Below are 24,754 nucleotides of genomic sequence, written 5' to 3'. Positions count from 1 at the left end.
ATGCTGACTAAATGGTAGGCACGGGTGAATACCCGCGCCAGCACACACCCGCGCCAGCCACACCAAATACGATGCAAAAACGAGTACGGTTTGATTTTGAGATACAGTTCACCAACGGCGGTAGTTTGAAAGGTGAAGATTTCCGGTTGGATATTAACGACGATGCCATTTCCGATCAGGCTTTGACGGACTATATCATTGCCGACTTACGGCTGCTCATGGTGGGGCGAACCCGCATTTTCAACAAAGAGGTCATTATCGAAGCGCATAAGCGAACTCGTACGGTTGACGCAGGGCAACGGACGCGACTGGTCGATTTGAGCCATACCATTGAAGATGGCCTTATTACCTATAAAGGTTTGCCCGCACCCATCGTTTGCGACTATCTGAGCCGCGAAACCTCCCGCCAGTTCTACGAAGCGGGTACCGAGTTTCAGATCGGCAAGATCGAGATGGTTACGAATACCGGAACGTATCTGGATTGTCCTTTTCACCGGTATGCAGATGGCAAAGACCTATCCGAGTTCGGACTGGAAGCGTTTACGGATTTGGAAGGTACCGTTATTCACGTACCTCATACCGATACGCTGGCTATCACGGAAGCTCATTTGCAGGGATACGAAATCAGGAATCGGGCGGTCCTGATTCATACCGGCTGGGCCGACTTCTGGAATACCGAAGCCTATTACGAAAATCACCCGTTCCTGACCGCCAATGCGGCCGTTTACCTGCGCGATTGCGGGGTGAAGCTTGTGGGTATCGACTCGCATAACATCGACGATACCAGGGGCAATAGCCGACCGGTACACACTACGTTGCTGGGTGCGGATATTCTGATCGTGGAGCACTTGTGCAACCTGTCAGCCCTACCCGACTCCAGGTTTACCTTCAGCGCGACACCACCCAAATTCAAGGGTGTCGGGACATTCCCGGTGCGGGCTCTGGCGAAGGTGGGTTAGGTTGGCTAGGTTAGTAGTTAGTGGTTAGTGGTTAGTGGTTAGTGGTTAGTGGTTAGTGGTTAGTGGTTAGTGGTTAGTGGTTAGTGGTTAGTGGTTAGTGGTTAGTGGTTAGTGGAAAACAGTCCAACCTCGAAATTATTTACTCATTAACCGATAACTTAATAACTAACTACCAATTTATATATCCATTCCGATACCGTTGCCATTGTCTGAATCGTCGCTTTATCATCTTTGATCTCCTTCGACAGGAGGACCAGCACATACTTCCGGCCATCGGGCAGGAAAATGATACCGGAATCATGACGGACACCCGCAATGGAACCCGTCTTATGGGCTACTTTCACGTCTTTCGGCAACTTTCCGGGAATGGCGTCGTTAAATTTCTGGTCGAGCAAAGTCGTGATCATAGCTTTCGACGCGTCGGGGCTTACGGCTTTTCCCGTGGCAATCTTATCGAAAATGACCATCAGGTCGTAGGCGGTTGTGGTGTTGTTGAGTCCCTGGGCGAAGGCTTTACTATCTTCTACCCCCCGCCGAACCTGAATGTTTTTCGCCCCTAGCTCCCGCATAGTTTGCGTTACATTTTGAGCACCTACCCGCTCAATGACCATGTTGGTGGCCAGATTACTGCTCACGATAATCATGTCATAAACCAAAGCCGCCAGTGTTCGCTTTGTTCCTACGGCTTTATAGATACTCGTGTCGCTATCCTGCTCGGCACGAAGGCTGTATGGGCTACCATCTACAATACTCCTGAATTCGGTGGTGATAGTCATGGAGTCCTTGAGGGACAGCTTATGCTGAGCGACCTGCTTGTAAACCTCAATCATGACCGGCGTTTTCATGGTGCTGGCGGCATGGAACACTTCATGCTCCCGAATGAGCAATTCCTTACCGGTTGTCAGATCTTTGAAGGCAACGGCAAAAACACCGGGCTGCTTACTTAACTCCTGCTCGATCTGCTGGCGTAACTCCGGGAGTGTGGGTCGGGATTGGGAGAAAGCAGGCAACAAAAGGACTGATAAACAAATCAGGCCCAGAGCCCGGCAGCAATAGTTTACGCTCATATACCCCATACCCGCAAGTTGTGTTGTTGATTCCAGAATCAAAAATGCGGCCTATCTGGCATAATTCCTCACTTTACCCGTACGAATTTAGAGTAGCAGGGCTGCAGCTGATTACAGTTCGACAACAGCATGAGCATATCCTGCTGCACGACGAGTCGTTGTGGAACGGGAATGGTTGCCCCGTTGGTACTGATGAAGAAATTAACAAAAAGGCTATCGGGGTAGGTAGCGTCTACTCTAAAATTCTTGATAGACCGGTAATAGGTCATTTCGTTACCATTAGACGAAACCTGGCCATCAGCACCAAAAGTGAGGGTTTGTGGTGGAACAGCGGGATAGAGCTGGGTTTTATAGAAGGAGGTGTCGCGCCGAACAAAGATTGTATCGAGCTTCGTAATCGTCGTGTCTTTCCACACCGTTTGCCCGCCCACCGTCACCAAGATAGTATCGTGCCGGACATTCAGGTTGACCGTCAGAATTGACTTGATCGAATCTTTGGAAAAATAACGCTCCACGAGACGCCATGTGCCCGTAATCCGGGGATCGCCGGGGCCGGGCGAAAAGTTGGCCGTCTTGTCTTTGCAGTCAATCAGCAGGCAGGCCAGCAACAGGGTCAGACTCAGGTAGAAGACTTTTCTCACGGGGGTAATTAACGGTTCATAAAGCTAACGAACAGCGTACTAACTGCATTGTTTCGTCGGCTTTTTCTTCTCGTCACGTCTTTTTGTCTCGCCAACGAAGGAGGAAGCCCTGCTTCATCGGAAAGACAAAAAGACGTAACAAAAGACTTTATACAAACTCCGTGCCCCTTTCTTTAGCGTCGGCAACAAAGCTTTTCACCTTCTGCTCTTCTTCTTTACGGCAAATCATGAGTACATTATCGTACTCCGCAACGATATAGCCATCCAGCCCGTTAACGACTACCAGCCGATCTTTTGGGGTTTTGATGATGCAGTTTTTGGTATCGTACAATAAAATATGCCCGTCAATTACGTTGAGGTCATCGTTCTTGTCCGATACTTCGTACAACGATTTCCAGGTACCCAGATCCGACCAACCGAAATCACTCAGCACCACATACACGTTATCGGCTTTTTCCATGATACCGTTGTCAATGGAAATGCTTCGGGTGAGAGAGTACGCTTTATTGACAAATACTTTTTCCCGCTCGGTATAGTACGCGTCTTTCCCTTCTTCGAAAATCTCGGCAACTTCAGGTAAATGGGCTTCAAATGCCTTGATAATCGACTGGGCATTCCAGACGAAAATACCGGCATTCCAGACGAATTCACCGCTTTCCAGAAACTGTTGCGCCAGTTCCAGGTGCGGTTTTTCGGTGAATGTCTTTACCCGACGAAGCACTGATTTTTCAACCGATTGTCCCTCTTCGGAAACATACTGAATATAGCCGTAACCGGTATCTGGCCGACTTGGCTGGATACCAAGGGTTACCAGAATATCCTGTTCTTTTGTGGCATCGAGAGCGGTCTGAATCGTCCGTTTAAACTCTTCTTCTTTTAAGATGATATGATCGGCAGGCGCTACGACAATGTTTGCCTCTGGGTCCTGCTGGGCAATTTTATAACAGGCGTAAGCGATACAAGGCGCGGTATTCCGGGCTATTGGCTCACAAAGCACCTGATCATCAGACAATTGAGGAAGTTGCTGTTGACAAAGATCTTTATAGAGTGAACTGGTGACGATAAAAATATTTTCGGGTGGACAAACGCCATCAAATCGGTCGGCGGTTTGTTGAAGCAGGGTTCGGCCGGTGCCGAGTACATCGTGGAATTGCTTTGGATAGCTGGTTCGGCTGAAAGGCCAGAACCGCGTTCCGACACCTCCCGCCATGATAACAACATACGTATGATTCATTGACACTGGGTTATTTTGCAGCAAAGTTGTAACTATCTGCTTGATTTATAAAGTATGGAGTGAATTTACGATTCAGCGGACAGCAGAAAGGATATATCATGTAGGATGTATAATGTAGCTGGTCACTAGAGCAATACATCCTATATCATACATCTTTCTAAAAGTCTCCGCCAATAGTTCTTAAAAGAGCCACGGCAAACTGAACTTCCTGACTGCGAAGCTGCACCAGTTGCTGTTCCGTCGTTAAAATGGTTCGCTGGGCATCGAGTACTTCCAGATAAGTGGCCAGTCCTCGCACGTACAATTCACGGTTATACTGCTCCGTCCGCCGGGCCAGTGTCAGCGTTTGGCCCTGTAAGTCTATTTGCTGACGAAGCATGGTCAGGTTGTCGAGGGCGGTTTCGGCATCGCGCTGGGCAAGTTGCAGCGCCTGTAGATACACCTGCTGATTGGTCTGCGTCTGCTGTTTCGACAAAGCTATATTCTGGCGGGCGCGGTGACCTTCATACAGCGGGACCGATGCGTTGATGCCAACGAGGTACGTTGCAGCACTGGGTGTAAACCAGTTCCCTATTTTACCCGCCAAAACCCCGCCCGAGCCAACCAGCGTTACGCGTGGCTGGGTACTGGCTTGCTGAAGAATTACCTGCGCAGCGGCAATCTGGTTCTGCCGGATAAACTGCACCAGATCGGGCCGACGCTGGAGTTGCTCAGATGTGACGCTTGCATACGGGTAGGTCGGTATGGTTTGGGGCAAGGCACCGGATGGCACCTGGAACATAGTGGGGTCCTGTCCGCAAAGCTGGGCCAGCCCATTCACCAGCTCGACTCGGGCGCGTTCCAGCCCTTTGAGCGTCACCTGCAAACCGGCATAGTCTGTTTCGGCGCGTTGTACGTCGATCTGGTTGATCAGCCCCACCCGGAAGCGCTCGCGAAGAATAGACAGCGTGGTATCTCTCGACTGGATATTCCGACGAAAAACGGCCTGTTCGGCATCGTTTCCGCGAATGAGCATATAGGTGCGGGCGATGTCCGACGCCAGCGAAAGCCGGAATGACTGAAAATCAGCGTCACTGGCCTGCGCCTGTAAGTTGGCAACGGCAATCCCGCTGCGAATCCGCTTGAACAGGTCCAGCTCATAACTCGCATCGACGGGCAGCAACTGAAACGTATTCAACTGAAACCGGGGCAGTAAATCGACCTGATTGGGTATCGAAAGCGGACGCCGTTCGGACAGGCTCTGGGTTGTGATCAGAGCAGAACTTCGGAGCGAAGGCGACAAAAAGGACTGCGCGATACGAACCCGAATCCGTGATTCCTCCAGTCGGCTGAGGGCGGCCCGGAGGTTCGGGCTATTGTCCAGACCTTCCTGAATCAATGCCTCCAGCATCGGGTCGCCAAACCTCCGAAAGCCACTGGTTGTAAGCGTTGGCACCAGATCAGTAGCCGCCACCGTAGGCGTTGCATTCCCAAGGGGGCTTGCTGCCTGCGGCTGTACGGTTCCCGGCGTATTGGCCGGTCCGGTTCCCGGCTGAATGGTAACCGAACCGCCCGGTGCGTTGAGCGGGGTCGTCTGCGCGTTGACCTGAGCGACGAAAAGGCTTAAAACGAATACACTACGAAACAATTTCATCATCGTTGAACTATGATTTTTTCGGCTGGGGCTTTCCGAAATCTTACTTTCTGACCATCCCGCAGGCGGTCGTTTGGATTGGTGACAACTAACTCCTGCCCGGTCAGGCCACTTACGGCTTCGAGCGTTGTACCATAATCGCGACCAAGTTTAATCGGTACAAAATGAACCCGCTGTGTACTGTCGACTACTACCACTCGCGGCCCATCGGGGGTTATCTGCAAGGCATTCGCCGGAATCAATACGGGAGCCTGGGCGGCAATCATATCGAACTTCACCAGGCTGTAGAGCCCGGCGGGTAAGCTTTGGTTGGCATTCGGAATCACGACCTCGGCCAGCAGTGTTCGCGAATCGCTGCGTAACGCTCCCGATGTATGCATAACTTTTCCCTGGAAAGTCTGATTTTTCAACTCAGGAATTGTAACCGTAGCGGGCATTCCGATCTTCATGTATTGGTAATATGTTTGCGGCACATCCACAAATACCCGCAGCGAACCCACTTCCGAGAGTGTGAACAACGGCTGCCCCGTTCCGGGCGATACCAGTGTCCCGTTTTCGGCCGTCCGGCTGGTGATGATTCCGCTGAAGGGTGCCCGAATCTGTTGCAGGTTTTTCAGCGCCTGCAATCGGCCCACATTGGCTTCCGCTACCGTCACCGCCGACCGGCGTGTATCAACATCCTGCTGGGCAATGGCACCGGGCAACTGAACGCTTTTCAGGCGATCGAGATTAATTTGAGTCAATTGTAGATCAGCTTTGGCGCGGGCAATGTCCTGGTCCAGTTCGGGCACGTCGATGGTAGCCAGCAGTTGACCCTGTTTCACCTGTCCGCCAATGTCTACATACCACCGGCGCAGAAAGCCCTGCGTGCGGGCGTAGAGGGGCGTTTGCCGGAAGGGTTGTATCTGGCCGGGCAAGGTAAGGCCGGTTGTATCGGACGAGCGTTTGAGCGGCACCGCAGTCACAATTGGGACGCGGCTCTTTTCCTCCGAAACGGCCGCTTTCAGTTGCTGCGTATTACGCATCCGGGGCAATACGCCGAAAAAGACGAACACAGCCACCAACAGCAAAAGAGGAATTAGGATGCGAAGTGCTTTCATGTAGTAAGATTGACTAATGTATTCAGGTTATGGGTAGCGTAGCGACGTTATCGGCAGCCTATCAAAAAAGCGCGGCTTCCGTTCATTTATAAAATTTCGACATGAACTACGGCGTCTTTGTTAAGCGGCCCGTAAAGGTGTGGAAAAGCTTCGTTATTGGTAGCCAGTTCGTACTTCAGTTCACTGGTCAGCTTGCTGGTATCGACGTGCAACAGCAACAAATCGGGTACGTTTTGATAATAGCGGCTCAACGTTCCCGCCACCTGTTCTTTAGTGGACAGGTGGATGAACCCTTCCGTTTGCAGACTGGGCGCTTCGTAGGTAGACGTGCTTTCCTGCTGTTGCCAGTCGGCGGCTGAAACAATATGGTAGATGAGGTTCATTAAACGGACTTGGGTTTGCGAGCCAGATAGCTGAATACAACAGGAACAAAGAGGAGTGTGGTAAAGGTAGCCAGCAGCAGGCCGCCAATTACCGCCCGGCCCAGCGGAGCGTTTTGTTCTCCACCTTCACCCAGCCCCAGCGACATCGGCAGCATACCGATAATCATGGCGATGGCGGTCATGATAATGGGGCGCAGGCGTGTTCGACCCGCTTCGAGAGCGGCTTCGTAGGCATTCCCGCCCACTTCGGGGAGGTGGTCTTTGGCAAAGCTGACCAGCAGAATACTGTTGGCCGTGGCGACACCCACACTCATGATGGCCCCCATGAGCGACGGAATACTGAACGTTGTGCCCGTCAGGAACAACATCCACACCATGCCGCACAAAGCACCCGGCAGGGCGGTGATAATGATGAACGGATAGCGGAACGACTGAAAGTTGACCACCATGAGCAGATACACCAGCAAGGCCGCAAAGACAATGCCCAGACCCAATCGGCTAAAGGCACTTTCCATGCTTTCCACCTGCCCGCGAATCGAAATGACGTTACCGGGCTTGAGTTGTGTTTTGTATTCGGCCGTAATTTCTTCCAACGCTTTGGCCACCGACCCCAGATCCGTTTTTTCTACCGAAGCATATACATCGTAACTCGGCTGGGTGTTGACCCGGTTGATGATGACCGGTGCCGTGGTGCGCTTCATGGTCATCACGTTGCTCAGCAGTTGGGGCGTGGACCGGTCGGCCTGACCCGGTGCAACGGGTGTTTGCAGTAACTTATCGTAGGAGTCCAGCTTGTAGGGTGGCGTTTGTACCGCAATGATGTACGGAAAGCCTGTATTTGGATCAGGCCAGAAGTTCGGTCGGGTTTGGCCGGTACCGCTCAGTGAAATATTGAGGTTAGTTGCCACCCGCTGTTCGGTGAGGCCCAGTTGCCCGGCCCGCTCCCGGTCGACCGACAGAAAGAGTTCGGGCGCATCCAGCACCTGATGGAGGTGTACATCCACGGCACCGGGCACCTGGGCTATTTTCTGCTCCAGCTCTCGGGCTACTTTGAGGTTGTTCGCCCGGTCGAAACCGGACACCTGCACATCGATGGCAGCCGTCAGACCAAAGTTCAGAATCTGACTGACGATATCGGCGGGCAGAAAAAAGTACGTTACGTCGGGCATCTCCTCGCGCAGTCGGGCCCGGAGTTCGCGAACGTAGTCGATGGTTGGGTTCTCCCGATCTTCACTTAGGGAAATCAGCAATTCGGCATCCGCCGAACTGGCGGTCGAGTTATCCGAGAAGAAAAAGTTATACCGCTCCGATGTCAGACCGATGTTGCTGATCACCGAGCTTACTTCCTCTTCCGGAATAACTTCACGAACGATTTCGGTGGTTTGGGCGGCAATTTGTTCGGTATATTCCAGTCGGGAGCCTACCGGAGCACGCAGGTGAAGCTTTATCTGGCCACCATCCACCTGCGGAAAGAAATCCCGGCCAACGAAAGGAAGCAGCACAAACGTAAACACGACAACCACCAGAAAAACAGCGAACACCGTCCGCCGGTTAGCCAGCACCCACTCCAGCGCCCGAATGTAACGCGCCTGAAACCGGTCGAAACCCGCATTGAAGCGGTTATAAAATCGTGCGAAAGCGTTTGGCCGTTTACCCTCCGCATGACCATGCTGCGTTTCGCCACGCAGCATTAAATCGGCCAGAGCGGGCACTAACGTACGGGATAGTATATACGAAGCCAGCATGGCAAATACCACCGCTTCGGCAAGGGGGCCAAATAGGAAACGCGCCGGACCTTCGAGAAATAGCACCGACGTAAACACGATACAGATGGTGAGCGTCGATACCAGCGTTGGGGTAGCAATCTGCTGCGCCCCTTCCAGAATGGCCTGCCGCAGCGGTAATCCCAGCTCTTCGTTTCGGTGAATATTTTCAATAGTAACCGTGGCGTCATCGACCAGAATACCGATGGCCAGCGCCAACCCGCCCAGCGTTTGAATGTTCAGCGTTTCGCCAAGGAGGTACAACACAATCAGCGACGCCAGAATCGACAGCGGAATCGAGATAGCCACGATGAGCGTACTGCGCCAGCTTCCCAGAAAGAGCAGAATCAGCCCTGCCGTCAGCAAAGCGGCAATTAGTCCTTCCACCAGCACCCCTTTGATGGATGCCCGCACAAACACCGACTGGTCGAACAGGGCTTCGACGCGCAGGTTCGAGGGAGCCGCAGCGCGTACGGTAGGTAAAATCTGGTTCTTGATCTTATCGACAATCTCGGTGGTCGATGCATTTCCCGTTTTCACGATCCGCATCAGCACCCCTTTGCTGCCGTCCTGCTTCACAATATTAGACTGAACAGCCGCGCCATCGTGTACATTGGCCACATCGCGCATGTGCACGGTTGTACCGCCGATTGTTTTAATGGGAATATCGTTGAGGGTATTGATCACATCCGGTTTGGAGTTCAGGCGGATGTTGTATTCCCGCTCGGCCAGCCGGAGCGAGCCGCCGGGCAGGGTTAGATTCTGGGCAGCAACGGCATTCGTTACTTCTTCGGGCGTGACATTATAGGCCACCATCTGGTCGGGGTCCAGATCGACCGCAATCTGGCGGCTCTTTCCACCAAATCCCTGCGAGAGTCGGCTTCCCGGCACAGTCGAGATTTGTGGTCGAACCCGCGTTTGGGCGTAGTCGGTGATTTGAGCCTCGGTCAGGCTGTCGGATGAAAGGCCGAGCTGGAGAACAGGAACGTCGGTGGCGTTGTATCGGACAATGAGGGGCGGTTGCGTACCGGGCGGCATTCGAACCAGGATTGTCTGCGAAATAGCCGTCACCTGCGCCAGTGCCTCTTCAATCTTGACGGTTGGCTGAAAGTAAATCTTCAGAACGGCAGTCCCATTATACGTCTGCGATTCGAGCCGCTGGATGTCGCTAACGTTATTGATGAGGGAGGTTTCGGAGAAGTTGGTGATCATCTTCTCCATTTCGTTGGTCGACAGACCGGTATAGCCCCAGATGACTGAAACGACCGGAATATTGATTCTCGGAAAGATGTCGGTTGGCATTTGGATAACGGCCAACCCGCCCATAATCATGATAAGCAACGCCATGACAGCGATGGTATATTTTTTTTCAAGCGCCAGGCGTACAATCCACATGATGAGCCAACAAAATCAGAAATTTAGCGAATACTGCGCATGTACTACTACTCAGTCAGGTAGAAAGAGCAACGTATAATTGCATAAATCCAAGAAGTCAAAGGCGATGAAGTACCGTTTCTAACTTACCATCAGGCAATTTAGTTGGATTATTCCAAAAAAACGAATCTTAATAATTGACTTATTCGAAGAATAAATTGTTATGACAACTTTTTTGTTAAAGTAGACGGATGGACTGTACCAATCTGCTATTGACGGGAAATCCTCTTAATTTTGTAACAAACAAATCAATTTGAGTTATGCCAAAGGCACAGATGAATACCGACAAGGGGACGATGCTTATCGAATTTTTCGAGAAAGATGCGCCCAAAGCGGTTGATAATTTTATTACGTTAGCCAAGAAGGGATTTTACGACGGCGTTAAGTTTCACCGGGTTATCCCCAACTTCATGATTCAGGGGGGCGACCCAACCGGCACCGGAGCAGGTGGGCCGGGTTACACCATCGACTGCGAACTGACCGGCGATAATCAATACCACGACCGCGGTGTTCTGTCGATGGCTCACGCAGGACGTAACACGGGTGGCTCGCAGTTTTTCATCTGCCACAACCGGCAGAACACTGCCCACCTCGACCGCAACCACACTGTTTTCGGTAAAGTTGTAGACGGTCTGGACGTAATCGACCAGATTAAGCAGGGCGATAAAATTACCAGCATTACGGTAATTGAAGAGGAAGCGTAACGTGGCCGGAAGGCCGCGTAGCCGAAGGCTAAATTGAAGCGATTAACTGCTTCAATTTAGCATTCGGCTACTTAACTCAAAGGGTTAACAGTGAATGAATTAATTAGCCAAAATTAAACGATTAGTCTCTTTAAGTCTTTGATTATTAGGCTGGAATCTTGAACTTGCGACAGCTACCTGTAACACGAAAGGTTGAAAGGGGGACTAGCACCAAAAAACTAAAAAAATCGTTTCTTTCAGGTAATCAGTTGTTTTTTATTCTCTAAGGCCATGTTCGACGCAATATATATAGCCAACTACTTTGTGAATTTAGGCATTCTCAAAGATGCACCTGTCACTCACATGAAGTTGCAGAAGATGCTATATTTTGCCAACGGCCTGCATCTGGCTTTGACTGACAACCCGTTACTTAAGGAGGAAGTAGAAGCGTGGCAATATGGTCCCGTTGTTAGTTCGGTTTATCAACGCTTCAAAGAATGGGGTAGCCGCCCGATCACAAGTCCACAACCCTCAGGCAATATTGAACCTGATAAACAGACACTTGATGTGTTAGGAGCTGTTTGGGATATTACTAAAGATATTGATCCTATTAAATTGGCGAACTGGACTCATTTAGAAAATTCGCCCTGGTATACAGCATTCAAAAAGGCAGGTTGTACAACTAATTGTAATGCACCAATAGATAATGAACTTACAAAAAAATATTTCACAGAAACTTTTGGCGTTCATGCCGGTGCTGAAACTATGAGTTAATCCGACTCTTATCCATATATGTCTACAACCATACCAACCGGATTAACTCAACAGGCAACAGATCTCCTTAATCAACAACCCAATAGCCCAGATCCCAATACTGTAGCCAATTTAGCACGTGATAAGGCGCAGGCGGAATTGGCAAGCTACCTTCAAGATATGCACGAGCGACGAAAGTTTGCTCGGTACATTTTCTGGATGGTAGCGTTGTGGCTTTTAGGAATATTTTCGGTTGTCGTGTTCAAAGGATTAAAATCTTTCAAAACCGTAATGGTTATCAAGCTAAATGAAACTTACAGATTAATAGCTGACATTGCGTTTGACTTCGACCTCTCTGACACTGTCATGGTTGCCTTGATTACAACAACTACCATAAATGTAGCGGCCTTCTTTTTAGCCGTGACGAAATACCTTTTCCCCAGTAAACCAGAATCAAGCCAAAGTCAATAGATACATTGGCTCATTAGTAGGGTGCATATCCATGAGAAGATGATTAGCTAATCTCAAGCCCCCACTTTTAAGTGTTTACTATTAGCCGTAACTACTTGGTGAATTTAAGGCTCCTTCTCTGAACGTTCCCCAAACGCTAACTCACTTGCAAACCTCAACCCGGCCAATCGGAACACTCAGTCAACCAGGGTCCGAGAATGTAGGACTGAAACTTAACTAGCAGAGCGCTCAAACTGCCGTCCGGAAATGGAACTGAAGCATTTCTTAGCCTTCCTAGCTTCCCCTAACTATACACCGGCGTTTTCCTAGAAATAAGCCCAATAATGGCCAGCAACACAGCCACAATAGCACCCGCTCCCGCCACCAGCGGTACCTGGCCAACGCCCTCCTGCTCCACCGCAATTGCGGCATAGGCCCAGGCAAATACCAGAATATACGCCACACTTCGAAAACGGTTAAAGACGATAGCTCCCACCACCAGACCAACGATCAGCATGGCAATGGCCCAGGTCTGTTCACTCAGCCCCATGAGGCTAAATTCCGTCGATTTCAGAAAGACCGTTACGTTCAGAATCGTTGCAACGGTGAGCCAGCCAAAGTAGATCGAAAAAGGGATTCGGGCAACCCATGTTTCCGTTCCCGAAGCAGATGACTCGGGTAGGGTTAGATCGGGGTCGGCGTCAATGATCGGGACGTGCTTTCGTTCCAACAGACGCTGCTCGATAACGACCAGCGAGAGTAACATCACCAGAATAACGATCAGTGCTATCCCGATCTTTTCATTGTTGAAAAGCGGACTCCAGATGGCGTTTCCGAAGGCATTCAGCACCACCCACCAGCCTATAGCCCGGAAACGCGGATTCGTGCGTTGCGACCCAAGCCCCTGGTAGATGCCGAAGGCCAGCAATCCCAAAAATATAATTCCCCAAATGGAAAAGGCGTACCCGGCGGGCGTAATCAACGTATGGTACTGGTCTGAAATTTCCTTATTCGTCTTACCTCCAAAAGCAGCCATGTTGGACAGGTAGTTCATGACAATAAGCGTGATAATGCTGAAGAGGACGAAGAACTGGCGGAGTTTGTCGTTTTGCATAAGAAAAGGGCCTGATTACGGTTTAGTAACCAGGCCCTTCAAGGTAGTGTTTACGGGAATCAAAACCAATATACCTACCCTCCTTGTATCGACGCTCCCTTAGAGTTCCAGAATCTTGAACTCCGTTCGGCGGTTACGCTGGTGCTCCTCTTCCGTTTTGGCATTCTTGACGATCAACTGTGTTTCGCCGTATCCTTTGGCAATCATCCGGCTGGCGTCAACACCCTTCGAAACAATGTACTCAACGGCCGACTTAGCCCGGTTTTGTGACAGCTTCATGTTATACGCATCCGTATCACGAGCATCGGTATGTGAACTCAACTCAATTTTCAGGGTTGGGTTGTCCTTCAGAATAGTCACCAGCTTATCAAGTTCTTCGGCTGCATCCGGGCGGATGTTGAACTTGTTAAGATCATAATAGATATTCTCCAGTACGAACGTCCTGTTGAGCGTTGCCCGGTCGAGCAGCAGAGCCACGTTGAACGTGGTATCGGTCTGCGCTTTCGTCAGGAAAATAGCCGGGATACTTTTGCCCTGCATGGTAAATTGCTCCCGGCGGGTCAGGTAACCCCGGCGCTCAGCCAAGAGGGTATAATCTTTTCCTTCCTGCAACGGGTATTTGCCGAACGTGCCCGGCTGGCCGGTAGTGGCTTCGGCAATGGGTTGGCCCGTGGCATCGTCCAGAATGCGCACCCGTGCCGAGTCGAGCGGGACAATGGGCGTTTCGTTAGCCGAAACCGTTCCGGCAATGAAGTACCGCACAATTTTAGGTGCGTTGGCTGGTGGTGTCTGAACAATGGTCGTTGTTGTATCCGAAATCGGACCTTCCTGGAAGAAATAAATGTCGTCGTCTCCCTTTCCTCCTCCCCGGTTCGAGGCCATGAAGCCTTTGGTAGGTTCGGTATAAATCAGCCCGAAATCATCGGCGGGGGAGTTGATGGGCTGGCCCATGTTTTCCACCCGCGTTACCCCACCCGAACGGGTCGCTACGAATACGTCCAGCTTTCCTAAGCCGGGATGCCCGTCGGAAGCAAAATACAGTTTGGCGTTGGCACCCACGTATGGGAACATCTCATCGCCGGGCGTATTGATGTCGCGACCCATATTGACCGGACGGCTAAAGCGACCCGACGCGTCAATGCTGGTGCGGTATAAGTCGATACCACCCGCACCACCAGCCCGGTTCGATGCGAAATACAAGGTCTTGCCATCGGCCGAAAACGCGGGCGAACCATCCCAGGCGAGCGAGTCACTGATGGGCAGACGCAGCGGCTGGCTCCAGGCATTCCCTTCACCTAACCGACTGATGTAGAGGTCAACATCCAGTCCGCCTTTGCGCTTGCCGTTGTTGCCCCGCGCCAGAATCATGGTTTTGCCATCTTTCGAAAAAGCGGGTGTCCCTTCGTTCACATCGCCCTGAAAGATGTTCGTGCTGAATGGTTCGGGTTGGCCCGATGCACCGGTACTACCCGTTTCGTCGGGCTTCTGGTTCAACTTTGTTTTGTACAGGCCCAGCATGGGCTGGCCGTTGTTCTTATAAACCGTTTCTTTCCGCGATGCGGTGAAGACCAACTCCTCGCCCCGTACAACGGGCGCAAACTCGGCCCCCGGCGAATTGAGGTTGCTCATGTTGCGAAGCGTAATGAGCGATTTATTCTGGGCGATGATGTTGATGGCTTTCAGTGTTTCTACTTCGCGCCGGGCTTTGTCGAGGGTGGCTTTAGCGGTCGTTTTTGGGGCGTTGGCCACGTATTGTTGTAGCTGTTCAAGCGCACCGGTATAATTTCCCTGCGATTTTAGTGCGTAGGCGTAATTGAAACGGGCGTCCGGCTCCGTTGTGTTGGCTTCAATGGCTTTCTGGTAGAACGGCACGGCCTCGCTAAATCGGTTGGATAGTCGGTACGATTCGGCGGTATAATAATTCAGGCGGGCGGGGTCAATGGCACCTTTGGCGGCCTTCTGGAACTGGGTCAGGGCCAGATTATATTCACCGGCATCGTAATGACGAACTCCTTTTTTATACGCCTGCATGGCCGAATTGCAGCCCGTAAGTCCGCTGGCCAGACCGAACACGACGAGCAGTACAGATAACGTATTGATTTTCATATGGCTAAAAAAGCAAATCGCTGTTTCTCGCCCAAGATACTGGAAATTTGGGCGGGACATACGTTTAACGCTTATAATCGCTTTTTATTGAGGGTTGTTTACAGGAACGCGGGTTTCTATTCGCACTTTGTAGTCTTCTGTTTTGACGATTACAAAGCGTAAATAAAAACCCGCGTTCCTTACTCTATTTTCTTATGCCTGTTGCGCTACACCGGCTTCTTCGGCTACTTCCGTTGCGTATTCCTCAACGGGAATGCAGGAGCAAACGAGGTTCCGGTCGCCATAAGCCGAGTCGATACGGCTTACGCTTGGCCAGAACTTACGGGCACGCACCTGCGGCAGCGGGAAAACAGCTTTCTCGCGGCTGTAAGGCCGGTTCCAGGTATCACTCAGGGCAACCGTTGCTGTATGTGGCGCATGTTTCAGCACGTTGCTGGCCCGGTCGGCTTCGCCCGCTTCGATCTCCCGAATTTCGTTGCGAATGGCAATCATGGCTTCGCAGAACCGGTCGAGTTCGGCTTTCGACTCCGACTCGGTTGGCTCGATCATCATCGTTCCCGCTACCGGGAACGACACCGTTGGCGCGTGGAAACCATAGTCCATCAGTCGCTTGGCGATATCCTCAACCTCAACACCCGTCGTTGCTTTAAACGGACGGCAGTCGATGATCATTTCGTGGGCACAACGGCCGTTAGTACCCGTGTACAAGGTGTCGTAATGACCGTCCAGACGCGCTTTGATGTAGTTGGCATTCAGGATCGCCCGTTTTGTGGCATTCGTCAGCCCTTCGCCACCCATCATCGCAATGTAAGCGTAGGAAATAGTGAGGATGCTGGCCGAGCCATAGGGCGCTGCCGATACCGCGTGAATGGCCTGATCGCCACCGATGTGTACCACCGCGTGACCCGGCAGGAACGGCACCAACTGCGACGCGACACCGATAGGGCCCATACCCGGACCGCCACCACCGTGCGGAATGCAGAAGGTTTTATGGAGATTCAGGTGACAAACATCGGCACCAATAGCCGCCGGTGAGGTCACGCCAACCTGGGCGTTCATATTCGCGCCATCCATATACACCTGCCCGCCGTGCTGGTGAATTATGTCACAGATCTCTTTGATGCTTGCTTCAAATACGCCGTGGGTGGATGGATAAGTGACCATCAGGCACGACAGATCGTTGCTGTATTGTTCGGCTTTCGCTTTCAGGTCGGCGAGGTCGATATTGCCGCGCTCATCGCACTTCACGATAACGACTTTCATACCAGCCATCACGGCGCTGGCAGGGTTGGTGCCGTGCGCCGACTGCGGAATCAGCGAAATTGTCCTGTGGAAATCACCCCGGCTTTCGTGATACGCCCGAATCACCATAAGACCGGCGTATTCGCCCTGAGCACCGGAGTTAGGTTGTAGCGACATAGCCGCAAAACCCGTCACTTCGCAAAGCCAGGCGTTCAGGTCGGCGAACATCTGCTGATAACCCGCCGTCTGATCTTTCGGCGCAAACGGGTGCAGTTTGCCCAGTTCAGGCCAGGTAACCGGAATCATCTCGGCGGTGGCGTTCAGCTTCATGGTGCAGCTACCGAGCGAAATCATGGAATGAACCAGCGAAAGGTCTTTTTCTTCCAGCGACTTCAGATAACGCAGCATTTCGTGCTCCGTATGGTGCGTGTTGAATACCGGGTGCGTCAGGTAATCCGACTGCCGGATGAGTTCGTCCGGCCAGGTGATCTCCAGACTGTCCAGAATAGCCTCCATATCGGGTTTAATCCCAAAAACGGTCAGCAGTTCGGTTACGTCGTGAAGGGATTTAGCTTCGTCGAACGACACGCCTACGTGCTCCTCATCGTCGGAGTAACGGAGGTTGATTTGCGCAGCCTTCGCCGATTTCTTCAGCGATTCGGTGTCGGCTACGGCTACCGTAATGGTATCGAAATAATTCTCGGTCATCACCTCATACCCATTCCAGCGAAGCGCGGTAGCGAATATTTTGGTGAGCGTGTGCACCTGTTCAGCAATGGCACGGAGCCGTTCGGGGCCGTGATACACGGCATAACTACCGGCCATAACGGCCAGCAGTACCTGTGCGGTACAAATATTTGACGTCGCTTTTTCGCGACGGATGTGCTGTTCGCGGGTTTGAAGCGCCATCCGAAGGGCGGGACGGCCTTCGGCATCCTGCGACACTCCGATAATCCGGCCCGGAATCTGCCGTTTGAAGGCATCGCGGGTTGCGAAGAAGGCGGCATGTGGACCACCATAGCCCATAGGAACACCAAACCGCTGTGATGAGCCAACCACTACATCGGCTCCCATTTCGCCGGGAGGAGTTAATAAAGTCAGCGCCAGCAGATCGGCGGCAACGGCAACGGTAATAGTCAGCTCATGGGCGGAGGCAATCAGATCGGTGTAGTCGAATACTTCACCATCCGAAGCGGGGTATTGCAACAGCATCCCGAAGATATCGCCACTGGTCAGGTCGACTGTGCGGTGATCGCCAATGAGCACCTTCACGCCAATGGGGGTAGCCCGCGTCAATAATACGTCGATGGTTTGCGGGTGGCACCGGTCGGATACAAAGAACGTGGACGCCGATTTTTTCTGGGCCGGACGCATGGCGTACAGCATGTGCATGGCTTCGGCAGCAGCGGTGGCCTCATCGAGTAGCGACGCATTGGCCAGATCCATTCCTGTCAGGTCGGAAATTACCGTCTGGAAGTTCAGCAACGCTTCGAGTCGTCCCTGCGCAATTTCGGCCTGATAGGGCGTATAGGCGGTATACCAGGCTGGATTTTCGAGAATGTTCCGGAGGATAACGTTCGGTGTCAGGGTGTCGTAATAGCCCGTGCCGATGTATGATTTAAAGATTTTGTTTTGCCCGGCAACTTTTTTAAAATCAGTCAGAAAGGTCATTTCTGATTTTGGTTCGGGCAGATTCAGGGGATGGGCCAGCCGAATCGCGTCGGGTACTGTCTGGCTAATTAACTCATCAATTGATTCCACGCCAACGGTCTGGAGAATCTCGGCCAGTGCCGCGTCGGTTTGACCGTGATGTCGGTCTTCAAATAGGTCTGTCTGTTGAAGTTTTAGTTTCATGCCGGGATCACCCACCTTTTCGTTTTAATGGAAACTCAAATTTACGGCAAAACGTGCGAAGTCGGCGGATTCGGCACATTAGTTGTTAACTTTCGTTTGGAACATACATTGATGTCCTGTTTTTATCCAGTATCTAACCCTCTATCAACGCATTTATATGAAACAGGCCCTCCTTAATACGGTATCGACAGCCCTCGACAAACTAGGTTTTGATGGTGATCGTGTGCTGTTTAAAACGGCCATTTTAGCCCATAAACTAGGCTTAAAGGGATCAATCGACAACAGTAAGCCGTACAATTTCGGTGACTTTTCGATGTACGTGGATCCACACGATACGCTCCAGATCATCAACTCCGGGAAGTTCGAAGAGACCGAAACCCAGACCATTCTTTCGTTCGTGAAGGCCGATACGGTCATGCTCGACATTGGTGCTAACATGGGTTTTTACAGCATCCGGGTTGGCCAGAAAGCTGTACAGGGCAAAGTGCTTGCCTTTGAACCCGACCCCGGCAATTTTGCTACCCTCCAGAAAAACCTGGCCCTCAATAACCTGACGAACGTAACGGCGTACAATGCAGCTTTGTCTGATAAGAAAGAGACGCTCCGGCTGTATAAACACCCCTTCAACGTTGGTGATTATCGCCTGTACAACGACGGCGATTTTACCGAATACGTCGATGTGCCAACACTACGGCTCGATGATACCGTTAGGGAACGGGTCGACCTCATCAAGATTGACGTTCAGGGGTTTGAGTATTTTGTTCTCAAAGGCGGCAAGGCTCTTTTAGCGAAGTACATGCCCATTGTCATTAGTGAGTTCTGGCCGCGTGGGTTATACAACAGTGGCGCTTCTCCCGCCGATTACCTGTCGATGATGCAGGACCTGGGCTACGGTGTCAGTCAAATTGATGAGGAGAAAAACGAAGTGGTCGCTACGACGTACGATGCCTTGTTTGACTTAGGCAAGAAGCCCCTTAATCGATATATCAATTTGGTTTTTCAGGCTACCCGATAGCACAAACTAGTATTCGCTCTCTGTAAGCATAGACTTAATAGCTATTTTCACCCGCTCAACGCTTATCTCATTGATGGAGAGCGGAGATTCAGGGTTAAAGTCGGGGGCGATAGCGGACAAGTCGGCCCGATGCTGCTCAATGTAATCCGGGTACAGATAGGTTATCATTTCCCCAAACTCGGCTGGATACGGGTGCCAGCGCACCAATGATTTTCCCTGCGAAATGACGATAGAGGGCGTTTGCGTGGAAGCCGCTATGTGCACGATGCCCGTTTCATTGGCAATCAGCAAATCAGCTTTTGTCAATACATAGACCAATTGAGGAATGGACAGTGAACCCGTTAGATCAACAACGTCCGACGTGTCGGGCAGCTGTTTCAGGAACGATTCGGTATAAATCTTCTCACTCGGTGCTCCAGTCAAAACGAGTTTATAGGCTGGATACTGCACTGAAACGAACCGGGCGACCTCCGCAAATCGGTCGGCGGGCCATATCCGAAATTCCTGTCCGGCTCCTAACGAGAGCACAATGTATCGCTCAGGAACAGTTAGGGCGTTGGCAGAGTGGCTGTCCAGAAGCGGGGGATGAACCGCCACCGGCTCCTGTACGAACCCTTCCACAATTCGCCGGTCGCGTTCCATTTCAAACAGAATGCCTGGCCCGGAGTCGATCAGGCGCGTGTACAACCGGTCGCCCAAAGCCGCTTCCCAGGGCGCTATGTTGATGTAGTCCGTCCGGCAGCCTACCCGTTCCGAAGCGCCGGTTGCCCAGGCCATGAAATCGTCCAGCACCAGCACCCGGCTGTAGGTCGGGCAGAGAACCACCGAAAATCCCTGAGAACGCAACTGACGCGCAACCCTGAACCGATAAAGCGGCTGCGTCGATAACTTGTATATGTCGACCCAGATAAAGTGATCAATCAGCGCGTTGTCAAACGTTTCGGCCAGCGATTTCACGGCCAGATTACCAAACAACGTGATCGAATGGTTTCCGTATCGGTCCGACTCTTTGATCTGACGCAGGTAATTCCGAAACATCAGGTAGTCACCCATCACATCCAGCCGAATCACCACCAGTGAAAGCGGCTTTGGCGGTGTGCGCACGGTTAGTACGGCCAGCCGGTCAACCAGCCACAGGACAAGGTCAATGGATGCCAGTAGAGGTAGCAGCAGCGGGGACGTTTTGAGGAGCCGGATAAACCGCTTGAGCATCACTTTACGAAGTTATAAACGGAGGTTATAGCCCGGTTGTGCAGTTTGTGGAGCAATCGAATGGGAGTTCCGGACCAGTATCGACAGCAGGTCTCGTAATCTTCATCGAACTGAAGCGTGTATTGATTGCCGCCTTTGGAATTGGCGTGAATTCGAAAAGCCGTTAACGGTTGCGGCAGGATGGCCGGGGGCTGGAGCGTTTGCAGGCGTAACCACCAGTCGTAATCCATCGTAAAATGCAGCGACTCCGTCAGGTACCCCAGTTGGGCGTGTGCATCTCGTCGCCAGAAAGTAGCGGGCTGACAAATGGCATTGGTCATGCCCAGATACAGAGCCGGTGTCAGGGAACGAAGCAGCCGTTTGTAGTGCCGCACCGGCTGCTGAATCGGTACGCTAGCCTCATCGACAATCTGACAGTCACCGGTGAGCCAAAGCGCATTGGGATGCTGGGCGAAGAAATCCCCGACAGTAGCCAGTGCACCCGGCAGAAAGTAATCGTCGGAGTTCAGCCAGCAGACAATATCGCCGGTAGCCCGACGCAATCCCTTGTTGATGGCGTCGGTTTGGCCGTTGTCCCGTTCGGCAATCAGCGTGAGCCGATTGGCATACTCGCCCACAATCGATAGCGTGTCATCCGTCGACAACCCATCCACCACAATATACTCGACACGGGGGTAGTCTTGCGAGAGCACCGATTCCACCGTTTGCCGAATAAACTTGCCCTGGTTGTACGACGGAGTGATAACGCTAATAAGGGGTTGCATAATCAATTGGTAAGAGCCGCCGATGGCGACGCTGCGCTGGTTTCCGGCTCGTTGATCACATGCCGGTTCTTGAGTTCGTTTCGCAGCAGCGCCACTTCCTGCGTCAGTACTTTTATCTGGTTCTGCTGCCGGGAAACCACAACCGACAGGTGAACCAGGAAAATGGTAATCGCAAAAATGGCCCCTAGAAAGATCAGCGAAGGTGGGTAAAATACGCCCAGCGCCAGTGAAATCTGTTCAAGACCTTTCCGCCAGATCGAGAAGATGATCAGGATTACGGTGCAGACGATCCATAAGATCGAGTACTCCTCGCGCAGTTTTCCTTTTACAATCAGCCGAAAAATAAAGAGCAGAAACAACAATGCGCTCAATAGGCTGATAATCTGAATGGTTATGGGTACAGAAGCCATCAGCGATGCCGTTTATTGTTCAGACGAAAATACATAAACACGATCCCCAGCGACACCTTGAGCATGTAGTACAACGCCCGACTGGTGTTGATGGACGATACACCCTCTGCCCGATTGCGCATCCGAACGGGCACTTCCCGGATGCGAAGCCCCTGCAAACCAAACTGCACAATCGACTCTGGCTCAGGGTACTCGTCGGGATAATAACGATTTACAATCTCGATGGTTCTCCGGTTAAACGCCCGGAACCCCGATGTACTGTCGTGTACAGTTTCGCCGATGAGTAGTTGATTCAGCCAGCGAAAATACTGAATCCCCAACCGGCGGCTGAACGACGACTGAAACCCCTCTCGGCTGATAAACCGGGACCCGATGGACACGTCGGCTTCCTGCTGAAAAATAGGCTGTAATACCGTTGGCAGTTCGTTTGCCGGATGCTGGCCGTCGCCATCCATCTGTACAGCTATGTCATACCCGTTTTGGTAGGCGTACCGGTAGCCGCTGTGCATGGCCCCGCCAATGCCGAGGTTGACCGGCAGGTTCAGGTACGAGCAGGGCAGCGACCGAATAATACTCAGTGAGTTATCCGTCGAGCAATCATTGACGACCAGAATGTCCAGTTTATACCCTTCCCGATCCCGCACGGCCATCAGTTCATGGACCACATTGGCAATAGCGCCCTGCTCATTATAACAGGGTACGATAACCAGAATACGTGATTGAGGAGTCATTTGGCTTGCACTAAGGATTAGCCTGATAAATAGTGAGCGAACCCAGCGTAGCGACCGATTTCATACAACGCACTTCTACCGGTTGCGGCTGGTGGTCGAAAACCTGATATTTAACGTTCAGCTGCTTCATCCGGGGCGAACAGGGGTCCATGGCAATTACGTAAGCATCTTCGAACTGATTGAACAGAATCACCGAATCCCGGCCATTGATGTAGCTTTGATTCGTTACGTGGGCGTATCGGTTATAGGCCGAATCCCGCTTCATTTCCGGGTCCAGCACCTTAAGAACGTGCTTTCTGTCGGGCAGGTATTTTACGCCCGTAATCTGTTTGGCCCCCGTTGCCGTAACCATATAGGTCAGGTACTGGCTACCATTTACCAGCCAACGGGCCTGCGGGTCCTGCTCCACCAGTTGCCGGACGGTTTTGTAAAATACATTATCGGTAATGGGGCTCAGCCCTTTCGACAGGGGATTGGCTTTCAGGTTTGGCAACAGAAAAATCAGCAGACCGGCGCAAAAAATAGTTACCCGGTAACGAACCGGAATGGTGAACAGCAGCAGCGCATTCATGAGCGCAAAAAATACGACCGGCACGAATGTCTGATAGGGCTTAATTAAGCCATCCGAATCGTTGACATTCACATAGGCGGTGTAGACGACGAAGCCAACGATAGCGGTCAGCGCCAGGGCGTTACCCCAAACCGGAACCCGACGGTACAGGTCACGAAGGGCACTGTCCCGGATGGCCCCCAGGTAGGAAATCAGCAGAATAATTCCCCCGACGCCCATCGGAATCTGTGCCCGACGCGTAGGAACCATACTCATTAGGCTGGCTTTAGCCAGTCCTGACGGGAAGCCCACCTCCACCCAGATCCACATCAGTACAACAAATAGGGCCGTTGCCGCCAGCATCCAGTCGATTTTCCGGTTAAGCACAAACAGCAGAATCATCAGTGGAATAATGACCGGTGCGAAATTAAGGTAATGCGACAATTCGCAAATATTAAGCCATCCTTTAGGCACTTTCTGATCATCAAAAAACCAGCTATAATACTCTGAATACCAGTTAGCCACAAAGCCTGTACCACCGCTTTCACTGCGCTGACCCGGATACACCGTACCGGTCACCGCCTTGAGCGTTTCCTGTACATCGCCCAAAAACAGCCACAGCACAACGCCCGCCAGACCAGCTGCAACGGCCAGCGAAGCCAGCTTGACCACAACAGCTTTGAGCGGAAAAATGCTGCGGTAGTTATTGGCCAGATACCCGATCAGCGCAAAGCCGAACAGATAAGCCATGGGCAGCTGGTAAGGCGGATACAGGATCAGGGCAAAGGAACAGACTAACCAAACGAGAAGGAGAGCAAAAAGGGCCACCCGCGCCGGTTTCTTTTCGTGTAACAGGTAGACAACCGTGACAAAAGCCGCACAGCAATACCCGATCATGGCCGACGGGATAAAAGACCAGCGAACCGTTCCGGACGATAATAACAACGTAAGCGCTCCCACCAGCGACAACCCGTATTGATTGCGCGTGATCAACAGGAAGAACAGGAACGAACCAACCAGCAGAATGAGCGGATTGATGTCATAAATCCAACTGTACCCCCGTTCGGTGTCGAGGAACATGAATCCCCAGTGCCCTGGCCTGAACAGCGTAACCACGTGATGCGTTGGTAAAAGTATCAGCGAGGAGTTCAGTCCGCCGATGGCTTCATTTTCCTGCGCAAAGCCGTTGGTGGCATTGGACAAAATCCACGGAGCCGCCACAGCATAATCGTCCATCCGGATCTGTTTGGGTGTTCCGGTAACCAGGCCACGTGTGGTTGGGGATCCGTCGGGCAGAATTGTGTTCCAGATGGGCAGCGACACGTAGTGCCATTTGAACAGGACAAACAACAGAAACAGGCCGACAAACACCCCGAGGGTGATTTTCACCCGCTTTGTAAACCGAATCAAGTCAAAACCAGACGCACTCTCGTCGGAGTCAACGGGTTGTGTTGTGGGCTGTGACGAGGTGGGGCTGGCGGGAGTCGGGGGTTTCGGGGCTGGGCTGGCACTGACAACAGCGGCCCGGCCTTTTTGTTTCTTTGACATAAGAAAGGCAATGAACGAATTTTCGGAATGGGTTAGCAGTACGCGCAATCAAACTTACTAATACCATGCCAGTTTGCCAACATCGGGCATTTTCTTTCCGAAAATCGG

At 51.8% G+C, this 24,754-nt stretch carries 20 protein-coding genes; 5 read left to right on the top strand and 15 right to left on the bottom strand.

Features of this window, described 5'->3' with window-relative positions; all coding sequences use genetic code 11:
* Positions 1-71 precede the first annotated feature (71 nt).
* The gene (locus CRO74_RS26635) at positions 72-959 is read left to right on the top strand and encodes a cyclase family protein (protein ID WP_097130520.1); all 888 of its coding nucleotides are present in this window, start codon (positions 72-74) and stop codon (positions 957-959) included.
* 158 nt (positions 960-1,117) lie between these two features.
* Here CRO74_RS26635 and CRO74_RS26630 read toward each other — a convergent pair whose 3' ends face one another.
* The 7 genes from CRO74_RS26630 to CRO74_RS26600 all read right to left on the bottom strand — a co-directional run bounded on the left by CRO74_RS26630 (position 1,118) and on the right by CRO74_RS26600 (position 10,175).
* On the bottom strand, positions 1,118-2,026 hold the full coding sequence (locus tag CRO74_RS26630; protein WP_179830314.1) for a serine hydrolase: 909 nt from the start codon (positions 2,024-2,026) through the stop codon (positions 1,118-1,120).
* A 68-nt stretch (positions 2,027-2,094) separates the two neighbouring features.
* Positions 2,095-2,667: a hypothetical protein gene (locus CRO74_RS26625; protein WP_097130516.1), complete on the bottom strand. Its 573-nt coding sequence runs from the start codon at positions 2,665-2,667 to the stop codon at positions 2,095-2,097.
* 148 nt (positions 2,668-2,815) lie between these two features.
* Positions 2,816-3,901 (bottom strand): mannose-1-phosphate guanylyltransferase, encoded by a 1,086-nt coding sequence (locus CRO74_RS26620; protein ID WP_097130514.1) that lies wholly within the window; start codon positions 3,899-3,901, stop codon positions 2,816-2,818.
* A 157-nt stretch (positions 3,902-4,058) separates the two neighbouring features.
* Positions 4,059-5,537, bottom strand: a complete 1,479-nt coding sequence (locus CRO74_RS26615; RefSeq protein WP_097130513.1) for an efflux transporter outer membrane subunit — start codon at positions 5,535-5,537, stop codon at positions 4,059-4,061.
* Positions 5,534-6,634, bottom strand: coding sequence for an efflux RND transporter periplasmic adaptor subunit (locus tag CRO74_RS26610; RefSeq protein WP_097130511.1), 1,101 nt, complete (start codon positions 6,632-6,634; stop codon positions 5,534-5,536). The genes CRO74_RS26615 and CRO74_RS26610 overlap by 4 nt, the downstream gene beginning before the upstream one ends.
* An 86-nt stretch (positions 6,635-6,720) precedes the next feature.
* On the bottom strand, positions 6,721-7,017 hold the full coding sequence (locus CRO74_RS26605) for a DUF952 domain-containing protein (protein ID WP_097130508.1): 297 nt from the start codon (positions 7,015-7,017) through the stop codon (positions 6,721-6,723).
* Positions 7,017-10,175, bottom strand: coding sequence for an efflux RND transporter permease subunit (locus CRO74_RS26600; protein ID WP_097130507.1), 3,159 nt, complete (start codon positions 10,173-10,175; stop codon positions 7,017-7,019). The genes CRO74_RS26605 and CRO74_RS26600 overlap by 1 nt, the downstream gene beginning before the upstream one ends.
* A 299-nt stretch (positions 10,176-10,474) precedes the next feature.
* Here CRO74_RS26600 and CRO74_RS26595 point away from each other — a divergent pair, with 299 nt between their 5' ends.
* The 3 genes from CRO74_RS26595 to CRO74_RS26585 all read left to right on the top strand — a co-directional run bounded on the left by CRO74_RS26595 (position 10,475) and on the right by CRO74_RS26585 (position 12,121).
* Positions 10,475-10,918: a peptidylprolyl isomerase gene (locus CRO74_RS26595; RefSeq protein WP_097130505.1), complete on the top strand. Its 444-nt coding sequence runs from the start codon at positions 10,475-10,477 to the stop codon at positions 10,916-10,918.
* Positions 10,919-11,188: 270 nt separating this feature from the next.
* Positions 11,189-11,671 (top strand): Panacea domain-containing protein, encoded by a 483-nt coding sequence (locus CRO74_RS26590; protein WP_097130504.1) that lies wholly within the window; start codon positions 11,189-11,191, stop codon positions 11,669-11,671.
* An 18-nt stretch (positions 11,672-11,689) separates the two neighbouring features.
* Positions 11,690-12,121, top strand: a complete 432-nt coding sequence (locus tag CRO74_RS26585) for a hypothetical protein (RefSeq protein ID WP_097130502.1) — start codon at positions 11,690-11,692, stop codon at positions 12,119-12,121.
* 283 nt (positions 12,122-12,404) lie between these two features.
* On the opposite strand, the gene CRO74_RS26580 is transcribed toward CRO74_RS26585, so the two are convergent.
* The 3 genes from CRO74_RS26580 to gcvP all read right to left on the bottom strand — a co-directional run bounded on the left by CRO74_RS26580 (position 12,405) and on the right by gcvP (position 18,416).
* Positions 12,405-13,214: a TspO-related membrane protein gene (locus tag CRO74_RS26580; protein WP_097130500.1), complete on the bottom strand. Its 810-nt coding sequence runs from the start codon at positions 13,212-13,214 to the stop codon at positions 12,405-12,407.
* A 99-nt stretch (positions 13,215-13,313) separates the two neighbouring features.
* The gene (locus CRO74_RS26575; protein WP_179830313.1) at positions 13,314-15,320 is read right to left on the bottom strand and encodes a CHU_0125 family OmpA-like outer membrane integrity protein; all 2,007 of its coding nucleotides are present in this window, start codon (positions 15,318-15,320) and stop codon (positions 13,314-13,316) included.
* 192 nt (positions 15,321-15,512) lie between these two features.
* A complete protein-coding gene (gene gcvP / locus CRO74_RS26570) occupies positions 15,513-18,416 on the bottom strand; it encodes an aminomethyl-transferring glycine dehydrogenase (RefSeq protein WP_097130499.1) in 2,904 nt (967 codons plus the stop codon).
* Positions 18,417-18,573: 157 nt separating this feature from the next.
* Between gcvP and CRO74_RS26565 the strand changes: the two genes are divergently transcribed.
* The gene (locus CRO74_RS26565) at positions 18,574-19,431 is read left to right on the top strand and encodes an FkbM family methyltransferase (RefSeq protein WP_097130497.1); all 858 of its coding nucleotides are present in this window, start codon (positions 18,574-18,576) and stop codon (positions 19,429-19,431) included.
* Between the two features lie 6 nt (positions 19,432-19,437).
* Here the strand turns inward: CRO74_RS26565 and CRO74_RS26560 are convergent, their stop codons facing one another.
* Genes CRO74_RS26560 through CRO74_RS26540 form a run of 5 tightly spaced genes read right to left on the bottom strand, consistent with a single transcriptional unit; the run spans position 19,438 to position 24,646 of the window.
* On the bottom strand, positions 19,438-20,643 hold the full coding sequence (locus CRO74_RS26560; protein WP_097130496.1) for a glycosyltransferase family 9 protein: 1,206 nt from the start codon (positions 20,641-20,643) through the stop codon (positions 19,438-19,440).
* Positions 20,643-21,407 (bottom strand): glycosyltransferase family 2 protein, encoded by a 765-nt coding sequence (locus CRO74_RS26555; RefSeq protein ID WP_097130494.1) that lies wholly within the window; start codon positions 21,405-21,407, stop codon positions 20,643-20,645. The genes CRO74_RS26560 and CRO74_RS26555 overlap by 1 nt, the downstream gene beginning before the upstream one ends.
* A gap of 2 nt (positions 21,408-21,409) precedes the next feature.
* On the bottom strand, positions 21,410-21,817 hold the full coding sequence (locus CRO74_RS26550) for a DUF2304 domain-containing protein (protein WP_097130493.1): 408 nt from the start codon (positions 21,815-21,817) through the stop codon (positions 21,410-21,412).
* Entirely contained in the window at positions 21,817-22,548 is a 732-nt protein-coding gene (locus CRO74_RS26545) for a glycosyltransferase family 2 protein (RefSeq protein WP_097130491.1), read from the bottom strand. Before CRO74_RS26545 ends, CRO74_RS26550 begins: the two co-directional genes overlap by 1 nt.
* Before the next feature lie 10 nt (positions 22,549-22,558).
* Positions 22,559-24,646 carry a DUF7657 domain-containing protein gene (locus CRO74_RS26540; RefSeq protein ID WP_097130575.1) on the bottom strand — a complete coding sequence of 696 codons (2,088 nt, stop codon included), beginning with the start codon at positions 24,644-24,646 and terminating at the stop codon, positions 22,559-22,561.
* Between the last annotated feature and the right edge of the window lie 108 nt (positions 24,647-24,754).

It is taken from the genome of Spirosoma fluviale (assembly GCF_900230225.1).
In the GTDB taxonomy this organism is placed as follows: Bacteria; Bacteroidota; Bacteroidia; order Cytophagales; family Spirosomataceae; genus Spirosoma; species Spirosoma fluviale.
Note: the sequence above shows the minus strand (reverse complement) of the source record. Positions and strands in the feature narration are given on the sequence as shown.